This window comes from Thermus arciformis (genome assembly GCF_900102145.1).
In the GTDB taxonomy this organism is placed as follows: Bacteria; Deinococcota; Deinococci; order Deinococcales; family Thermaceae; genus Thermus; species Thermus arciformis.
In genome coordinates, this window is sequence record NZ_FNBC01000001.1 from 86,893 (window position 1) to 103,936 (window position 17,044).

14 protein-coding genes are annotated in these 17,044 nt (G+C 71.1%); 10 read left to right on the forward strand and 4 right to left on the reverse strand.

What is annotated here, in order from left to right; all coding sequences use genetic code 11:
- Positions 1-15 precede the first annotated feature (15 nt).
- Positions 16-996, forward strand: a complete 981-nt coding sequence (gene hemB / locus BLP62_RS00590) for a porphobilinogen synthase (protein WP_176758105.1) — start codon at positions 16-18, stop codon at positions 994-996.
- On the opposite strand, the gene BLP62_RS00595 is transcribed toward hemB, so the two are convergent.
- Entirely contained in the window at positions 993-2,186 is a 1,194-nt protein-coding gene (locus BLP62_RS00595; protein ID WP_093004832.1) for an MFS transporter, read from the reverse strand. The two genes, hemB and BLP62_RS00595, sit on opposite strands and share 4 nt — an antisense overlap.
- A gap of 41 nt (positions 2,187-2,227) precedes the next feature.
- On the reverse strand, positions 2,228-3,940 hold the full coding sequence (locus tag BLP62_RS00600) for a hypothetical protein (protein ID WP_093004834.1): 1,713 nt from the start codon (positions 3,938-3,940) through the stop codon (positions 2,228-2,230).
- Between the two features lie 25 nt (positions 3,941-3,965).
- Here BLP62_RS00600 and BLP62_RS00605 point away from each other — a divergent pair, with 25 nt between their 5' ends.
- The 8 genes from BLP62_RS00605 to BLP62_RS00640 are packed head-to-tail and all read left to right on the forward strand — an operon-like array spanning position 3,966 to position 14,453.
- On the forward strand, positions 3,966-4,721 hold the full coding sequence (locus BLP62_RS00605; protein WP_176758106.1) for a PP2C family protein-serine/threonine phosphatase: 756 nt from the start codon (positions 3,966-3,968) through the stop codon (positions 4,719-4,721).
- Entirely contained in the window at positions 4,721-6,676 is a 1,956-nt protein-coding gene (locus BLP62_RS00610; protein WP_093004838.1) for a serine/threonine-protein kinase, read from the forward strand. The genes BLP62_RS00605 and BLP62_RS00610 overlap by 1 nt, the downstream gene beginning before the upstream one ends.
- Positions 6,673-7,317 (forward strand): response regulator transcription factor, encoded by a 645-nt coding sequence (locus BLP62_RS00615; protein ID WP_093004984.1) that lies wholly within the window; start codon positions 6,673-6,675, stop codon positions 7,315-7,317. Before BLP62_RS00610 ends, BLP62_RS00615 begins: the two co-directional genes overlap by 4 nt.
- The gene (locus BLP62_RS00620; RefSeq protein ID WP_093004840.1) at positions 7,292-8,596 is read left to right on the forward strand and encodes a sensor histidine kinase; all 1,305 of its coding nucleotides are present in this window, start codon (positions 7,292-7,294) and stop codon (positions 8,594-8,596) included. Before BLP62_RS00615 ends, BLP62_RS00620 begins: the two co-directional genes overlap by 26 nt.
- 21 nt (positions 8,597-8,617) lie before the next feature.
- On the forward strand, positions 8,618-9,148 hold the full coding sequence (locus BLP62_RS00625) for a hypothetical protein (RefSeq protein WP_093004842.1): 531 nt from the start codon (positions 8,618-8,620) through the stop codon (positions 9,146-9,148).
- Between the two features lie 11 nt (positions 9,149-9,159).
- Entirely contained in the window at positions 9,160-9,558 is a 399-nt protein-coding gene (locus BLP62_RS00630; protein WP_093004844.1) for a hypothetical protein, read from the forward strand.
- Positions 9,559-9,618: 60 nt separating this feature from the next.
- Positions 9,619-11,838 carry a PD-(D/E)XK nuclease family protein gene (locus BLP62_RS00635; protein ID WP_093004846.1) on the forward strand — a complete coding sequence of 740 codons (2,220 nt, stop codon included), beginning with the start codon at positions 9,619-9,621 and terminating at the stop codon, positions 11,836-11,838.
- On the forward strand, positions 11,835-14,453 hold the full coding sequence (locus BLP62_RS00640) for a UvrD-helicase domain-containing protein (protein ID WP_093004848.1): 2,619 nt from the start codon (positions 11,835-11,837) through the stop codon (positions 14,451-14,453). Before BLP62_RS00635 ends, BLP62_RS00640 begins: the two co-directional genes overlap by 4 nt.
- On the opposite strand, the gene rpsI is transcribed toward BLP62_RS00640, so the two are convergent.
- Together rpsI and rplM are read right to left on the reverse strand one after the other, a co-directional pair.
- The gene (rpsI, locus tag BLP62_RS00645; RefSeq protein ID WP_093004850.1) at positions 14,450-14,836 is read right to left on the reverse strand and encodes a 30S ribosomal protein S9; all 387 of its coding nucleotides are present in this window, start codon (positions 14,834-14,836) and stop codon (positions 14,450-14,452) included. The two genes, BLP62_RS00640 and rpsI, sit on opposite strands and share 4 nt — an antisense overlap.
- Positions 14,836-15,261, reverse strand: coding sequence for a 50S ribosomal protein L13 (gene rplM, locus BLP62_RS00650; RefSeq protein ID WP_093004986.1), 426 nt, complete (start codon positions 15,259-15,261; stop codon positions 14,836-14,838). The genes rpsI and rplM overlap by 1 nt, the downstream gene beginning before the upstream one ends.
- A 131-nt stretch (positions 15,262-15,392) precedes the next feature.
- On the opposite strand from rplM, the gene BLP62_RS00655 reads away from it, so the two are divergent.
- Entirely contained in the window at positions 15,393-17,039 is a 1,647-nt protein-coding gene (locus tag BLP62_RS00655; protein WP_093004852.1) for a CTP synthase, read from the forward strand.
- The last annotated feature ends 5 nt before the right edge of the window (positions 17,040-17,044 follow it).

The window sequence follows — 17,044 nt, forward strand, 5'->3', positions numbered from 1 at the left end:
AGTATAGTGGAAGCCATGGAGCGCCCAAGAAGGCTTCGGTCCCCCCTGCTCCGCCCCCTGGTGGCCGAGGTGGAGCTTTCCCCCAAGCACCTCGTCCTTCCCCTCTTCGTGAAGGAAGGGGGGGAGAAGGAGGAGGTTTCCTCCATGCCCGGGGTCTTCCGCCACCCCCTCGCAGGGCTTCCCCGGGTGGCGGAGGAGGCCTTGGAGGCGGGCCTCGGCGGGGTGATCCTCTTCGGCGTCCTGCCCCAGGAGGCCAAGGATCCCCTGGGGAGGGGGGCCTACGCCGAGGACGGGGTGGTGCAGCGGGCCATAGGGCTCCTCAAGCGGGAGTTCCCCGAGCTTCTCGTCATGGCCGACACCTGCCTTTGCGAGTACACGGACCACGGCCACTGCGGGGTGGTGCGGGAGGGCCCCCTGGGCTTTTACGTGGACAACGACGCCACCTTGGACCTCCTCGCCAGGACCGCCCTCTCCCAGGCCCAGGCCGGGGCGGACGTGGTGGCCCCGAGCGCCATGATGGACGGGCAGGTTAGGGCCATCCGGGAGGCCTTGGACCGGGGAGGGTTCGCCCACGTGCCCATCCTCTCCTACGCGGTGAAGTACGCCTCCGCCTTCTACGGGCCCTTCCGGGAGGCGGCCCAAAGCGCCCCGGGCTTCGGCGACCGCTCCGGCTACCAGATGGACCCCCGGGCGGGCCTCTGGGACGCCCTTCGGGAGGCGGCCTTGGACGACCTGGAGGGGGCGGACATGCTCATGGTGAAGCCTGCCCTCCCTTACCTGGACGTGCTCCATGCCCTAAAGGGGCGCTTCCCCAAGCCCCTCTTCGCCTACCAGGTCTCCGGGGAGTACGCCATGCTCAAGGCCGCGGCCCTCAAGGGGTGGCTGGACGAAAGGCGGGCCGTGCTGGAAAGCCTCTTCGCCCTGCGCCGGGCCGGGGCCCAGGGGATCCTCACCTACTACGCCCTCGAGGCCGCCCGCTGGCTGCAGGAGGCCTAGGCCTCCTGGGCCTTGGGGGCGGGAATGCCCCCGGTGAGAAGGGCGTAGCCCGCGGCGAGGGCCACCATGGCCCCCGCCAGGACGAAGACCTTTGGCGCCCCCAAGGCGCCCTCCAGGGCCCCGCCCCACATGGTGCCGAGGAGGACGGCGGCGTTCATCACCGCGCTGAAGGCGGCGAAGATCCGTCCCCGCATCTCCTGGGGGGTGTTGAGCTGGAGGATGGAGCGGGCGGGCACGATGAAGGCCATGTTGAGGAAGCCGCTTGCGAAGAAGGCGGCGAGGACCCAGGCGAACACCGGGAAAAGCCCCACCGAGGCCTCAAAGACCCCGAAGAGGAGGAGGGCGAGGAGGAAAAGGCGCTCCCTGGGGATCCGCTTCAGGAGGTAGGGGAGGCCCACGCCCCCCAGGATGGCCCCCAGGGCCATGGCCGCCTCCATGAAGCCGAACCCCGCGGAGCCCACCCCGAGCCACTTGATGGCCAGCACCACCCCCAAGGCGGTCTCCACCGAGCCGAAGGCCGCGGCGGTGAAGAGGGTGCCCACGGCGCGGCGGAGGGTGGGGTGGCGGAAGAGGTGGCCCACCCCCTCCTTCACCCGCTCCAGGTACCCCGCCTTGGGGAGGCGCGTGGGCCTAAGGGAGGGAAGCCCCGTGAGGAGAAGGCCCGAGGCCAGGTAGGAGAGGGCGTCCAGGTAGAAGGCGAAGGCCGGGCCCACCGCCGCCACCAAGACCCCCGCCGCCCCCACGAAGAGCACCTCCGAGAGGCGGTCGGCGAGGAGGATGAGGCTGTTGGCCTCGTCCACCTCCTCCTCGGGCACCAGGTCGGGGACCACGGCGTTTTGGATGGGGTCGTGGAGGTCCCGGAGGAGCTCCATGAGGAAGACGAGGAGGAGAAGCGCGGGGAGGCTTTTGGCCCCGAGGAGGGGGATGAGGGCCACGAGGGGGGCCCTGAGGAGGTCCGACCAGACCAAAAGCCGCTTCCGGTCCTGGGTGTCGGCCCAGGCGGAGAGGAGGGGAGAGAAGACCACGGTGCCGAGGAGCTGCACCCCGAGGACCAGGGAAACCCATAGGGCGTTTTTCGTCAGGAGGTAGACCAAGACCAGCAAGGCCACCCGGTGGACCTTGCTCCCCGCTTGCGAGACCAGATAGGAAAGGATGAGCCGGGCGAAGGCGCGGTGCCTTAAAACTTTCATAAAGACCCCCTTGCGGGGATTTTACCAAAGGGCTTCTGAGGTCAAGGGTTTCCCACCACCAGGTACGCCACCCTCCTCCCCTCCCGGGCCAGCACCAGGGTCCCCTCGGGCAGGGGGTAGAGGAGGAGGTCCTTTAGGCGCCGCGGCACCTCCCCTGCCTGGCCCACGTAGGCGGCGTCCTCCCGGAGGCGCAGGGAGAGGACGCTGTTGCCCACCTTCAGGGCCTGGGGCTCGGGGGTGAGGGAGAGGAGGTGGACCTCGCCCCCCAGGGTCTCCCGGGTGGGGGGGCGGCGGCCCAGGTACTCCCGGAGGGCCTCCGCCAGGGCCTCGGCCTCCTTCTCCAGGCCCAGGGCCCGGCCCACCTCCTGGAGGAAAGGAAGGGGGTCTGCGGGCCCCAGGCGCCTTAGGGTGAGCTCCAGGCCCTTGCGGGCGAAGTCCAGGAGGGCCTCTTCCGGGGCCTGGCGGTACTTCTCCGCCAGGGCGGGGCCGAAGGCCTCGGGCTGGAACTCCCCCTTGAGCCTGGCGGAGAGGGCCCGGAGGAGGCGGAGGTGGGCGTAGGCCTTCTCCGGGGAGAGGAGGCGGGCGAGCACCCGGCCCTCCGAGAGGAGCTCGTAGAGCCGGGGGGCGCTGCGGGCCTCGAGGCGGAGGTGGAGGAGGTCCCCTTCCCGCACCGCCCACACCTCCAGGTCCTCCCAGGGGAGGACCAGGGTTTCCTCCAGGGGGTGGTCCTCCCCGGCCAGGCCCAGGTGCCACACCCCTTCCGCCTGGCTCAGGGTGAGGGTGAGGGGCCCAAGCTGGACCCGGCCCGCCCTCAAGGGAAGGGTGGCGAGGTGCTCCCGGACCTCCCCCGGGGCCGGGACCTCGGGCCAGGGGGTCTCCCCTTGAGGGGTGGGGAGGAGGTTGAGGAGGGCGAGGACCTTTTCCATGGCCACCCGGAAGCGGCGCCTTTCCTCTTCCAGGAGGAGTTCCCGCCGCCTCTCCTCCTGGGCCTCCTTCTTGAGGCGCTCCTCCAGGCGGGCGACCTCCTGGGCGCTTGCGCCAAGCCGCTTGGCCTCCTCCAGGGCCCGCCTTAGGGCCAGGAGGTCCCTCTTGGGGGGAAGGCCGAAGGCCCCGTCCCACTCCAGGAGGCGGTTGAGGAAGCGGCGCAAGTAGGCGCGGGTCTCCTCCGGGGGCAAGGGCAGGTCCTTGGGCAGGTGGAGGGCGGTCTCCAGGTACTCCTGGAGGAGGGCCCCGGCCACCTTGGGGTCCTCGAGGTCCAAGAGGGTGTCGGAGAGGGAGGGGATGGGGTGGCTCGGGGTGAAGCGGGAGAGGTTGAAGTCCCGCCGGAAGCCCTCGGTCTCCCGGTAAGTCTGGTAGTTTTGCAAGAAGGCGTGGATGAGCCTGAGCTCCTCCCGCCTTCCCGAGAGGAACTCCTTGGCCTTGGCCTGGACCTCCCGGAGGGCGAGGAGGCGCCAGACCTTGAGGGCAAGGCTTCTGAGGTCCTGGGGCTTTTCCTCGGGCGCCTCCTGGGGGGTTTCCTCCAGGAGGGGGGGAAGTTCTGGGGGAGGGGCCTCGGGGGCTTTGGCCTCCCTCAGGGCCCGGAAGCGGGCGTCCGCCTGGCGGAAGCGCTTGGCGAGGGGGGCGGGGAGCCGGCTTTGTATGAGGAGGGAGCGGAGCTCCAACAGGGCCCTTTTCCCCCCCTTGGGGGTGCGGCCTTGGAGGAGGTCCTCCACCCGGTACTCGTAGAGGTCCACCAGGTCGGCCAGGCGCTCCACCCCTTCATCCTATACAATGGGTCCGATGCGCCTGGCCCCTCGCCTCCTGGTGGCCGCCGTTTCCCACGTGGGGCGCCGCCAAAACAACGAGGACTTCCACCGCGTCCTCCGCCTGGAGGTGCCCCCGGGACAGCTCGTCCTCCTGGCCGTGGCCGACGGCATGGGGGGGATGGAGGCGGGGGAGTGGGCGAGCAAGGTGGCCATAGAGGCCCTCTCCGAGGCGGCGCGGGCCTACGCCGAACACCTCAAGGGGGGCCGTCCCGCCGTGGGGCTTCCCCGGGTGATGGAAAAGGCCTTCGCCCTGGCCCAGAGGCGGGTGGAGAAGGAGGCGGAAAAGCCGGGCCGCCGGGGGATGGGCACCACCCTCACCGCCTTCCTCTACGCCGACTGGCTCAAGGAGGGGGTGGTGGGGCACATCGGGGACTCCCGGGCCTACCGCTTCGGCCCCGCCGGGATCTTCCGCCTCACCGAGGACCACTCCTGGGTGGCGGAGCGCCTCAAGGAAGGGGTCCTTACCCCCACGGAGGCGGAGCGCCACCCCTACCGCCACGTCCTCACCCGGGCCTTGGGCCTGCCCGAGGCCCGCTTTGACCTCGTCCCCGTGCGCCTCGCCCCGGGGGAGGGGGTTCTCTTGGTGACGGACGGCCTCTACGGCCTGGTCCCCGAGGCGGAGTGGCGCTTGGAGAAGGACCTGCAGGGAAGCCTCGAGGCCCTCCTCTCCGAGGCCTTGCGCCGGGGCGGGGACGACAACATCACCGCCGTGGCCCTGAGGGTGGAGTGATGCACCTCCTTTTGGCCTTCCTCCTCGTCCTCCTCACCGCGGCCTTGGCCGCGCGCCTTTCCCCTTGGCCCTTGGCCCTCCTCCTCGCCTTCCTCGCCGGGGCGGGGGTGGCCTTGGGGGTGAGGCCGGAGGCGGCCCTTCCTTGGCTCCTTTTGGCCCTCGGGGCCCTGGCGGCCCCCAGGGTCTACCTGGGCCCGAGGCGCCGCTCTGCTAGGCGGCGGCCTGCGCGGGAGAAGAACCCCACCCGCGCCAAGACCACGGAGGAGGCCCAGGCCCTGGCCCAGCGCTACGAGATCCTGGAGAAGGTGGGCATCGGGGGGATGGCCACGGTCTACAAGGCCAAGGAGAAGAAGACGGGCCGCCTGGTGGCCCTCAAGGTGCCCCAGGAGCGCTTCGTGGGGGACCCCCGGTTCGTGCGCCGTTTCCACCGGGAGGCGGAGGTGCTGGCCAGGATGGACCACCCCAACATCGTCAAGGTCTACGACCACGGCCAGGTGGATGGGGTCCACTTCATCGCCATGGAGTTTTTGGAGGGGGAGGGCCTGGACAAGCTCATTGAGGAGAGGCGCCTGAACCTCCGCCAGGCCGCCGCCATCCTGGCCCGGGTGGCGGACGCCCTGAGGCACATCCACGCCCAGGGCATCGTCCACCGGGACATCAAGCCGGGGAACATCATGGTCCTCAAGGGGGCCCTGCGGGAGGACGGGGTGGACCCCCGGGGGGTGCGCCTCATGGACTTCGGCATCGCCGCGGGGAAGGTCCTCACCCGCCTCACCATCACCGGGGCCCGCATCGGCACCCCCGTGTACATGAGCCCCGAGCAGGCCAAGGGGCAGAAGCTGGACCACCGCTCGGACATCTACTCCCTGGGCATCGTCCTCTACGAGGCCCTCACCGGCCAGCCCCCCTTCACCGGGGGGTACGAGACCGTGATCCACCAGCAGATCTTCCAGGTGCCCACCCCTCCCAAACAGCTTAGGCCCGAGATCCCCCAGGCCCTTTCCGACCTGGTCCTGAGGATGCTGGAGAAGGACCCGGCCAAGCGGCCTGGCCTCGAGGAGGTGATCCGCGTCCTGGAGGGCCCCTGGGACGAGGAGCGGGGCCTTGCCCACCCCCATTACCTCCTCCTCGGGGTGGAGGCCAAGAAGGGCACGGTGCGCCTTTTGGACCTGGAGGGCACCCCGGTCCGCCTCCTCTCCGGCATCGGCTCGGCCCCCGGCCACTTCCCGGCCCCCCCCTTGGCCGTGGCCGCCGACCCCGAGGGGGGGATCTGGGTCTCCGTCTTTGAGCACGGGGCCAAGATGCTCCACCGCTTCTCTCCGGAAGGCGAGCTCCTCCTCTCCACGGGGCCCTACGGGATGAAGCCCGGGGAGTTCCTCTTCCCCCTGGGCCTCGCCGTGGCCCAGGAGGCCCTCTTCGTCCTGGACGGGGAGACGGCCACCATAAGCCGGCTGGACCTCGCGGGGCGGTACCAGGGGCGCTTCGGGGGGCAGGGCCTCGGGCGGGGCACCTTCCAGGACCCCAAGGCCCTGGTGGCCTCGGGGGAGTTCCTCTTCGTCTTGGACTACGGCAACCGCCAGGTGCAGCGCCTTTCCCTGGACGGGCGCTACCTTTCCCGCTACGCCTTCCGCCGCTCCAAGGAAAGCGAGGAGCTCAGGCTCTTGGGCGGGGTGGGGGTGGAGGGGGAAAGGCTTTACCTTTACGACACCGAGGCGGCCAAGGTGCGGGCGCTGGACCTCTCCGGGGCCCTCCTCGCCTCCTACCCCCTTCCCCTGCTTGAGGGGGAGGACCGGATGAGCCTGGTGGAGCTCCTGCCCTTCCAGGGGGTCCTCTACGCCGCCCGGCGGGGGAGCTCCCGGGTGCACCGGGTTGACCTCAGGACCGGAGAGCCTCTCCCTCCCTTAGAGGTCTACGCCCCGGTGCGGGCCTTGGCCCTGTGGCGGAACCCGGCATGAGGATTCTCCTGGTGGAGGACGACCCTGGGGTGCGGGAGGCCCTGGAGCTCGGGCTTTCCCTGGAGGGGCACGAGGTGCGCTCCGCGGAAGGCCCCAAGGAGGCCATGGAGCTCCTCCCCTGGGCGGAGGCGGTGGTCCTGGACCTCCTCCTCCCCGAGGGGGACGGGTTTTCCCTCCTCAGGGAGATCCGGGCCCGTTCCGAGGTCCCGGTCCTCATCCTGAGCGCCCTGGAAGGGGTGGAGTGGCGGGTGAAGGGCCTTAGAGAGGGGGCGGACGACTACCTGGTGAAGCCCTATAGCCTCCAGGAGCTCTTGGCCCGCCTCGAGGCCCTCCTCCGGCGCGCCCGAAGGCGGGACGAGGTCCTCGCCTACAAGGACCTCCGCCTCTACCCCCGGCGCATGGAGGCCTTCCGGGGGGAGAGGCGCCTCGCCCTCTCCCCCAAGGCCTTCCTCCTCCTGAAGGCCTTCCTCGAGGCCCCGGAGGAGGTTCTCTCCAAGGAGGCCCTGATGCTCAGGGTCTGGGGGGAGGCCGTGGAGCCCGCCACCTTGGAGGTCCACCTCTCCGCCCTCCGCAAGGCCCTGGGGGAGCCCAGTCCCATCCAGACGGTGCGCGGCCATGGCTACCGCCTTTTCCTCCCTTAGGGCGAGGCTATTTGCCCTCCTCCTCCTCGCCCTTTTCCTCCTCCTCGCCCCCTTGGCCTGGCTTTCCGTGCGGGAGGCCCAAGGGGCGGCGGCAGAGGACCTGAGGCGGGCCCTTTACACCCGGCTTTACCTCCTAAAGGAAGAAGGGGTGAGGGACGAGGAGGGGCTTCTTCTGGAGCTCTTCCGCCTGGTCCAGCTCTTCGGGGGTGGGGTGGGGTTCGTGGTCCGGGGGGAGGAGGCCCGTTTCACCCAGCTTGCCCCCTGGCCCCTGCCCCCGGAGCTCTTTCGGGCCCTGAAGGAGGGGCGGCCCTACCAGGGGGTGTGGGGGGGAAGCCTCTACGTGGCCCTCCCGGGGGAGGGGTTCGCCTTCGGGGTGGCGGTGCCCCTGGAGGGGGTTTCCGCCCTGGGGAGGAGGCTTTTCCTCCTCTACGCCACCTGGGGCGGGGGGCTTTTGCTCCTCGTCTTCCTCCTCGCCGCCTTGGCCCTCTCCCTCGCCTTGCGCCCCCTTCGGGACCTGGAGCGGACCCTTAAGGCGCGGGCCCCCGGGGACCTAAGCCCCCTTCCCGACCCCGGTTTGGCCGAGCTTAGGCCGGTGGTGGCGGCCTTAAACGCCCTCTTGGCCCGGGTGGGGAGGCTCCTCGCCGAGCTCGCCGAGAAGGAGGAGGCGGCCCGGCGCTTCGCCCGCCACGCCTCCCACGAGCTCCGCAACCCCCTCGCCGCCCTCAAGGGCTACCTGGAGGTGCTGCGGCGAAGGCCCGAGCCCAGGGCCCTGGAGGGGGCTTGGCGGGAGGCCCAGCGGATGGAGGCCCTCCTCGCGGGGCTCCTTCGCCTCGCCCGCCTCGAGGCCACGCCCCTTTCCCCGAGGCCCCTGGACCTCCGAGCCTTCCTGGAGGAAAAGGGCCTGGAGGTGGAGGGGGAAGGGGTGGCCCTGGCCGACCCGGAGCTTCTGGCCCTGGCGGTGGAGAACGTTCTGGAAAACGCCCGGCTTCACGGCGGGCTTCCCGTGCGGGCGAGGCTTGCGCAGGAGGGGGAAGGGGTGTGGCTTTGGCTCACGGACTCGGGGCCCGGCTTCCCCGAGGGGCTTCTTCCCCGGGTCTTTGAGCCCTTCGTCCACGGGGGGAAGGGGACGGGTCTGGGCCTCGCCCTGGTGGCCGCCGTGGCCCGGGCCCACGGGGGAAAGGCGGTGGCGGAGAACCGCCAGGGGGCGGCGGTGGGGCTTTTCCTGCCTTTGGCTTCCCTTAAGGTTTCCCCCGGTGCGCCCTTTAGGGAAGGGGGCTAGGCTAGCGGGTGGGAGGTGAGCATGAGAAAGGCGTTCTTCGGCTTCCTGATCCTCTTGGCGGGCCTCTCCTTGGCCCAGGGGACGGACTACCGGCAGGCGGCCCTGGCCGCCTCGGCCCTCGCCCGGCTCCAGGCGGTGGCCCAGGGGGCCACGGGGGAGGAGAAGCTCCTCTCCTGGGCCAAGGAGCTCAAGGCCCGGGCGGAGAAGAGCTACGAGGCCAAGGCCTACTTCAAGGCGGCCCGGGAGGCCCAGGCCGCCCTCCTCCTCTACCGGGCCGCCCAAGGGGAGCCCAAGGCCCCCATGGGCTACCGCCACGGCCGTGGGCCTAGGGACTGGGGCTACCGGGGCAGGGACCTTCCCGCCCGTCTTGGCTCCCGCGCCCAGGCCCTGGTGGACCGGGCGGAGAAGGAGCTCGCCTACTACCGGGCCCAAGACGCCCTGGTGAAGGCCCTGGTGGCCGAGGCGAAGGGTCGCCTGGAGAAGGAGCCTGGCCGCGCCCTCCTCCTCGCCCAGGCGGCCTTGGCCCTGATCTCGGCGGAGCGGGGCTTCTGAGGCCACTTGGGATGCGCTGGCCCCTCCTCCTCCCCTTCCTAGGGGTGGCCCTGGGGGAGGGGCCTAAGCCGTTTCCGGCGGAGGCCGTGCTCCTCCGCTGCGCCCAGGTGGTGCGGGCCCTCGAGGTCCAGGCCCTCTACCGGGAGGACGGCACCACCCTGGTCCTCCTGGGCCAGGAGCGGCCCCTTCTCCTCCTGGCCGTGGAGCGGGGAAGGCCCTTCCCCCACCTGGGGCCCCTCAAGGGGAGGCCCCTGCCCAGGCGGCCCTTCGCCTTTGTGAAAGAGCTTTCCCTGGCGCGATGGGTGGTCGCCCTGCCGGGGGAGTACCGCTGCTTCGTCCTCCACCGGGGGCGGGTGGTGGGGGTCTTGCGCCTGGGGGAGGACCTGGAGCCCCTGCCCCTGCCCCCTTGAGGCCCTCGCTCTCAGGGCCTTCCCTCCTTAGGCCACCCCCCTGGCGTAGAATGCCCCCATATGAAGCCCGGGCTCTATCCCCTCCTGGGTCCGCCCGCCTCGGGGAAGACCCGGCTGGCCCTGGCCCACGCCCTGGAGGTCCTGCGCGGGCGGGGGCGGGTCTGGTGGGTGGGCCTGCCCCACCAGCGGCCCTACGTCCTGGAGCTCTTCGGCCGGGAAGGGGCCTTTTTGGGCCTGGAGTACCTCTCCTTCCAGGCCCTCTACTACCGGGTGCTGGCCGAGGCGGGCCGCCTTGGGCCCCTCCTGCCGGGGGCGGGGCGGGTGGCCCTGGTGGGGGAGGCCCTGCGGGGGCTCTACGGGCCCGGCGTGGCCCCAGGGGAGGCCCGGCTCTTCGCCCGGGCCATCGCCGAGCTGAAGCGCTTCGGCCTCTCCCCCTTCGCCCTGCCCAAGGACGGGGAGGCGGGGAGGCTCAGGCGGGTCTACCTCGCCTACGAGCGCCTGAAGCGGGGGAGCCTGGACTACGACGACTTCCGCCGCTACGCCCAGAGGGCGCCCCTCCGCCTCTTTCCCAAGCCCCACCTCGTGGTGGTGGACGGCCTCCGGGAGGTGGGGCCTTTGGACCTAGCCTTCCTCCGGCGCCTGGCGCGGGAGGTGCCCGTCCTTCTCGCCCTCGAGGTCCTGCCCCCGGGCCTGGAGCCTTGGGAAACCCTTTCCCCAAGGCCCCTGAAGCGGGAGGTCCTGCGCCTCGCCAACCCCGTGGAGGAGGCCCGCCACCTCCTCAGGGCCCTGAAGCGGGCCCTGGCCCCCAAGGACCTCGGGGGGGAGGGCCTCGCCCCGGAGGAGGTGCTGGTGGTGGCCCCGGAGGAGCGCATCGGGGGGCTTCTCCTCCTCAAGGAGGAGTACGGCCTCCCCCTGGAAGACGGCCGGGAGCGGGCCTTGGCGGACACGGAGGACGGGGAAAAGGTGCTCGCCCTCCTGAGCCCCTTCCCCACGGGCCGGGACCTCCTGGCCCTGGGGTTTTCCGCCCTGGGCCGCCGGGCCCTGCGCCTTGGCCTTGCGGGGGAGGAGGCCCTAAAGGCCCTGGCCCAGCGGGAAGGCCTTCAGGCGGAGTGGGAGGCCTTCTCCACCCTCCGCACCCCGGGCCCCGACCCCTTGGCCTGGGCGGAGGAGGCCTTGGAAAGGCTTGGGGTTTCCGCCAAGGAGCCCTTCCTCTCCCGGCTCCGCCTGGCCCTCCGGGTGGGTGGGGGAGCCCCCCTTGCCTGGTGGCGGAGCTTCCTCCTGGACGAGGCCCTGCCCCCGGGGGTGGGGCGGGGCGTCCCCGTCCTTCCCCCCTTGCGGGCCACGGGGGTGCGGGCCAGGCGGGCCTACGTCCTGGACTGGGTGGCGGGGCGGTACACCCTGGGGGAGGGGGAGGACTACTTCCTCCTGGAGGAGCTGAGGGAGCGGGGCCTTCTGGCGCGGCTTCCCAGGCGCCTCAGGGGCCTTGACCCCCTCTTCTGGGAGGAGGTGGCCACCCGGGGGGAGGAGGTCTACCTCCTCTACCCCGAGGCCGGCCCTTCCGGCCTCTACCCCCCCATGGAGGCGGGGAAGAGGCCCGACCCCCTGCCCCCGGCAAGCCGCCTCGAGGCCCTGCCCCACGCCCCCTTCCGCCCCCCCTGGCCGAGGGCCGGGGGGGGCCTGCCCTCTGTGGAAGCCCTTAGGCGCCTCCTGGAGTGCCCCTTCCGGGTGTACCTGGAGCGCTTTTTCCCCCGGGAGGCGGAGGAGGACGGCGCCTTGGGCTGGGATGCCCTCGCCCGGGAGGGGAATGGGCTTTTGGACCACCCCGAGGTGGGGCCTTGGCTAGAGCGGCACCAAGCCCACCTGGAGGGGATGCGGTTTTTCGTGGTTTGGGAGAGGCAGGGGTACCGCCTGTGCCTGGACGGGGTGCGGCGGGAGGGGAAGGCCGTGCACCTCTACCGCCTTCTTTCGGCGGGGGCAGCGCCTGAGTGGGACGCGCGGAAGCGCTGGACCGAGTGGAAGGCTATGGAGGAACTCCTGGAGGGCAGGTTCACGTCCAAGGTGGAGGAGGTGCACCTTTGGGCCTGGCCCTGGCTGGGGGAGCCCGTCCCTTACCGCAAGTGCCCCTTCCGCCGAGGGGAGAGGCTTGGGCCTTTGGAGGTCATTCGGCCGAGGCTCGAGGAGGCCCTGGCCCTCTGGCGGGAAGGGGTCTTGTCCTCGAGGCCAGGGGGACACTGCCACGCCTGCACCTTCCAGGACGTGTGCCGGAAGGAGGGGGAATGAGGCTTTACGTGGCCTCGGCGGGCACGGGCAAGACCCACGCCCTGGTGGAGGAGCTCCTCGCCCTGGTGCGCCGGGGCGTCCCCTTGCGGCGCATCGCCGCCGTCACCTTCACCCGCAAGGCCGCGGAGGAGCTTAGGGCCCGGGCCCGGGAGGGGGTGGAAAGGCTCTTGGAGGCCGAGCCCCGCGCCCCCTGGGCCGAGGAGGCCCGGCGGGAGGTGCACGGGGCGGTGTTCACCACCGTCCACGGCTTCCTGGCGGAGGCCCTTCGCCACGTGGCCCCCCTCCTTTCCCTGGACCCGGACTTCGCCCTTTTGGACGAGCTCGTGGCCGAGGCCTTCTTTCTGGAGGAGGCGAGGGGGCTCCTTTACCTCCGGGGCCTGGACCCGGGCCTCGAGGCCCTCCTCCTCACCCTCTACCAAAAGCGCACCCTGGCCGGGGGGTTCACCCCTTTGCCGGGGGCGGAAGACCTGGTGGGGCTTTTCCAGGAGGCCCTGGAGAGGTACCGCCGCCGCACCCAGGAGGCCTTGGGCCCCGGGGACCTGGAGGCCTGGGCCCTCCGCCTCCTGGAGCACCCCGAGGCCCTGGGGCGGGTGGTGGCCCGCTTCCCCCACCTCCTCATTGACGAGTACCAGGACCTGAACCCTTTGCAGGGCCGCTTCTTCCGGGCCCTGGAGGAGGCGGGGGCGGAGGTGGTGGCCGTGGGGGACCCCAAGCAGTCCATCTACCTCTTCCGCAACGCCCGGGTGGAGGTCTTCCGGGAGGCCCTGGGCCGGGCGGAGGAGGTCCGCCTTTTGGACCGCACCTTCCGCCACGCCAAGGAGGTGGCCCGCTTCCTCAACCGCTTCGTGGAGCTCTTCCCCGAGGAGGAGCGGGTCTTGGTGGCCCCCAAGCGGCCGGAGGAGGGGCGGGTGGAGGTCCACTGGGTGGTGGGGGAGGGGGAGTTGGAGGAAAAGCGCAAGCGGGAAGCCGCCCTCCTGGTGGAGCGCCTTGTGGAGCTGGAGAAGGAGGGCTACCCCTTCTCCCAGATGGCCGTCCTGGTGCGAAGCCGCACCAGCCTTCCCCACCTGGAGGCCGCCTTCCGCGCCCGGGGGGTGCCCTACGGGCTCAGGCGGGGCCGGAGCTTTTTCAACCGCCCCGAGGTGCGGGACCTCTACCACGCCCTGCGCCTGGCCCTTTGGGAAGGGCCCTTGGGGGAGGAGGAGCGCCTTTCCCTCCTGGCCTTTCTGCGGGGGCCCTGGGCAGGGCTGGACCTCGCCCAGGTGGAGGAGGCCCTGCGGGCGGAAGACCCCCTTCCCCTCCTCCCCGAGGCGGTGCGGGAGCGGCTTGCCTGGCTGAAGGGGCTCGCGGGGGCCAAGCCCCTGGAGGCCCTGAAGGCCCTGGCCCGGGAGGAGGCCTTCCTGAGGCGGCTTTCCCCAAGGGCCCGGGCCAACCTGGACGCCCTCCTCCTCCTGGCGGCCTCCGAGCGCTTCCCCGACCTCGAGGCCCTCTTGGAGTGGCTTAGGCTCCGGGCCCAGGACCCCGAGGCGGGCGAGCTCCCCGAGGGCGGGGAAGGGGTGAGCCTCCTCACGGTGCACGCCGCCAAGGGGCTGGAGTGGCCCGTGGTGGCGGTCTTTGACCTGGCCCGGGAGGACCCCCCCTTCCGGGACCCCCTGGCCGTGGGGCCGGAAGGGGAGGTGGCCCTGAGGGGCACGGAGGCCTTCGCCCGGGTGCGGGAGGCTTGGGCCAAGGCCGAGAAGGAAGAAAGCCTCCGCCTCCTCTACGTGGCCCTTTCCCGGGCGCGGGACGTGCTCTTGGTGACGGGAAGCGCCTCGAGGCGCCCGGGGCCTTGGGCCAAGGCCTTCCAGGCCCTCGGCCTGGGGCCTGAGGCCGGGGCGCCCTGGGTCAAGCGGCACCCTTGGGGGGAGGTTTCCCCCCCGGGGTCTCCCTCCCCCGCGCCGGTCCCCCTCGATCCCGCCCCCTACGCCCCCTTGGCCTTCCCCGGCCGCCCTCTTCCCAGGGTCTATTCCCCGAGCGCCCACCGCAAGGCCGAGGAGCCCCTTTCCCTGGCCGAGGCTTTGGAGGAGGGGGCTCCGGAGTTCGCCCGGGCCCTGGGCACCCTGGTCCACTACGCCATCGCCCGCCACCTGGACCCCGAGGACGAGGGGGCCATGGCCGCCCTCCTCCTCCAGGAGGTGGCCTTCCCCTTCCCCGAGGAGGAGCGGGAGGCGCTTTTGGGGGAGGTCCGCCGCCTCCTCCGCCACTACCGGGACCTCCTCTCGGGCCCCCTTCCCCCCCTGGAGGCCCGGGAGGAGGACCACGCCGAGCTCCCCTTGGTCCTCCCCTTCGGGGGGACGGTCTGGTACGGGGTGCTGGACCGCCTCTACCGGGTGGGGAAGACCTGGTACCTGGAGGACTACAAGACCGACCGGGAGGTCCGTCCGGAGGCCTACCGCCTCCAGCTCGCCCTCTACTGGGAGGCGGTGCGGCGGGCCTGGGGGGTGGAGGCGGAGGCCCGGCTCGTCTACCTCCGCCCCCGGGAGGTCCACCCCTTCGCCCCCGAGGCGCTCAGGGCGGCCCTGGAGGAAGTGGCTAACCCCCCGGGGGAAGCCCCGGGGGGCGGGGAAGGCCAGGCCTAGCGCTTGGAGTACTGGGGGGCGCGGCGGGCCTTGTGCTTGCCGTACTTCTTGCGTTCCACCACGCGGGCGTCCCGGGTGAGGAAGCCCAGGGGCTTGAGCTTCGCCCGGTAGTCGGGGTTGTACTGGAGGAGGGCCCGGGCCACCCCCAGCTTGATGGCGTCCACCTGGCCGCTCTTCCCCCCGCCCCGCACGGTGATGTAGGCGTCAAAGCGGCCCAGGGCGTCCACCACCCGCAAAGGCTCCAGGGCGGCCAGGGCCCGCACCAGCCCCTGGAAGTACTCCTGGAAGTCCTGCCCGTTCACGGTGACCTTGCCGCTTCCCGGCCTCAGGAAGACCCGGGCCACCGCCTCCTTCCGCCGTCCGGTGCCGTAGTACTGCTCCATCACTTGACCTCCAGCTTCTCGGGCTTCTGGGCCTGGTGGGGGTGGGTGGGCCCGGCGTAGACCTTGAGCCGCTTGAAGAGCCTCCGGCCCAAAGGCCCCTTGGGGAGCATCCCCTTCACCGCGTGCTCCAGCACCCTTTCGGGGTGGGTGGCCAGCATCTTCTCCAAGGGGATTTTCTTAAGCCCCCCGGGGTAGCCGCTGTAGCGGGTGTAGACTTTTTGCTCCAGCTTTTTCCCGGTGACGCGGACCTTGTCGGCGTTCACCACCACCACGAAGTCCCCCATGGCCACGTTGGGGGTCCAGTCGGGGCGGTGCTTGCCCCGGAGGAGGGTGGCGATCTGGGTGGCGAGCCGCCCCAGGGTCTTGCCCTCCGCGTCAATCAAAACCCAGCGGGGTTTCACCTCTTTAGGCACGTACGTCTTCACCAGGGCCCTCCTTATGGCTTGGGCGAAAAGGCTCCGCTCTTGGCGGGGGATCGGGGGACCCCGCAAGAACGCCAAAGGTAACTTTACCACACCCTAGGCCCCTCTGGGTAGATGTGGTAGGCTAAGGACCCGTGAACGGGGTTTCCGAGCAAAAAAGGCCCAGGAAGTACGTCTTCGTCACGGGAGGGGTGGTTTCCAGCCTGGGGAAGGGGATCCTGACCTCCTCCCTGGGGGCGCTCCTCCGGGCCCGGGGCTACCGGGTGACGGCCATCAAGATAGACCCCTACCTCAACGTGGACGCGGGCACCATGCGCCCCTACGAGCACGGGGAGGTCTTCGTCACCGCCGACGGGGCCGAGACCGACCTGGACATCGGCCACTACGAGCGCTTCTTGGACCTGGACCTCTCCCGGGGGAACAACCTCACCACGGGGCAGGTCTACCTCTCGGTGATCCAGAAGGAGCGCCGGGGGGAGTACCTCTCCCAGACCGTCCAGGTCATCCCCCACGTCACCGACGAGATCAAGGAAAGGATCCGTAGGGTGGCCGAGGAGCAGAAGGCGGAGATCGCCGTGGTGGAGGTGGGGGGGACGGTGGGGGACATTGAGAGCCTCCCCTTCCTCGAGGCCATCCGCCAGTTCCGCTTTGACGAGGGGGAGGGGAACACCCTCTACCTCCACCTCACCCTGGTCCCCTACCTGGAGACCAGCGAGGAGTTCAAGACCAAGCCCACCCAGCACTCCGTGGCCACCCTGAGGGGCGTGGGCATCCAGCCCGACATCGTGGTCCTCCGCTCCGCCAAGCCCGTGCCCGAGGAGGTGCGGAAGAAGGTGGCCCTCTTCACCAACGTGCGCCCGGGCCACGTCTTCTCCAGCCCCAACGTGGAGCACCTCTACGAGGTCCCCCTCCTCCTGGAGGAGCAGGGCTTGGGAAGAGCGGTGGAGAAGGCCTTGGGGCTTGAGCCCGTCTTCCCCAACCTCGCCTTCTGGCAGGAGGCGGTCCGGGTCCTCAAGCACCCCGAGCGCACCGTCAGGATCGCCATCGCTGGGAAGTACGTGAAGATGCCGGACGCCTACCTCTCCCTCCTCGAGGCCCTCAAGCACGCCGGGATCAAGAACCGGGCCCGGGTGGAGGTGAAGTGGGTGGACGCCGAGAGCCTGGAGGAGGCGGACCTGGACGAGGCCTTCCGGGACGTCTCCGGCATCCTGGTCCCCGGGGGCTTTGGCGTGCGGGGCATTGAGGGCAAGGTGCGGGCGGCCCAGTACGCCAGGGAGCGGAAGATCCCCTACCTCGGCATCTGCTTGGGCCTCCAGATCGCGGTGATTGAGTTCGCCCGCCACGTGGTGGGCCTCAAGGGGGCGAACTCCACGGAGTTTGACCCCTACACCCCCCACCCGGTGATTGACCTCATGCCCGAGCAGCTGGAGGTGGAGGGCCTGGGGGGGACCATGCGCCTTGGGGACTGGCCCATGCGCGTCAAGCCCGGCACCCTCCTCCACCGCCTCTACGGCAAGGAGGAGGTCTCGGAGCGCCACCGCCACCGCTACGAGGTGAACCCCCTCTACGTGGACGCCCTGGAGCGGGCGGGGCTCGTGGTCTCGGCCACCACCCCGGGGATGGGGGGCCGGGGGGCGGGGCTCGTGGAGGCCATTGAGCTCAAGGACCACCCCTTCTTCCTCGGCCTCCAGAGCCACCCCGAGTTTAAGAGCCGCCCCATGCGCCCTTCCCCGCCCTTCACGGGCTTCGTGGAGGCGGCGCTAGCATTTGCAGGCTTCTAAAAAGA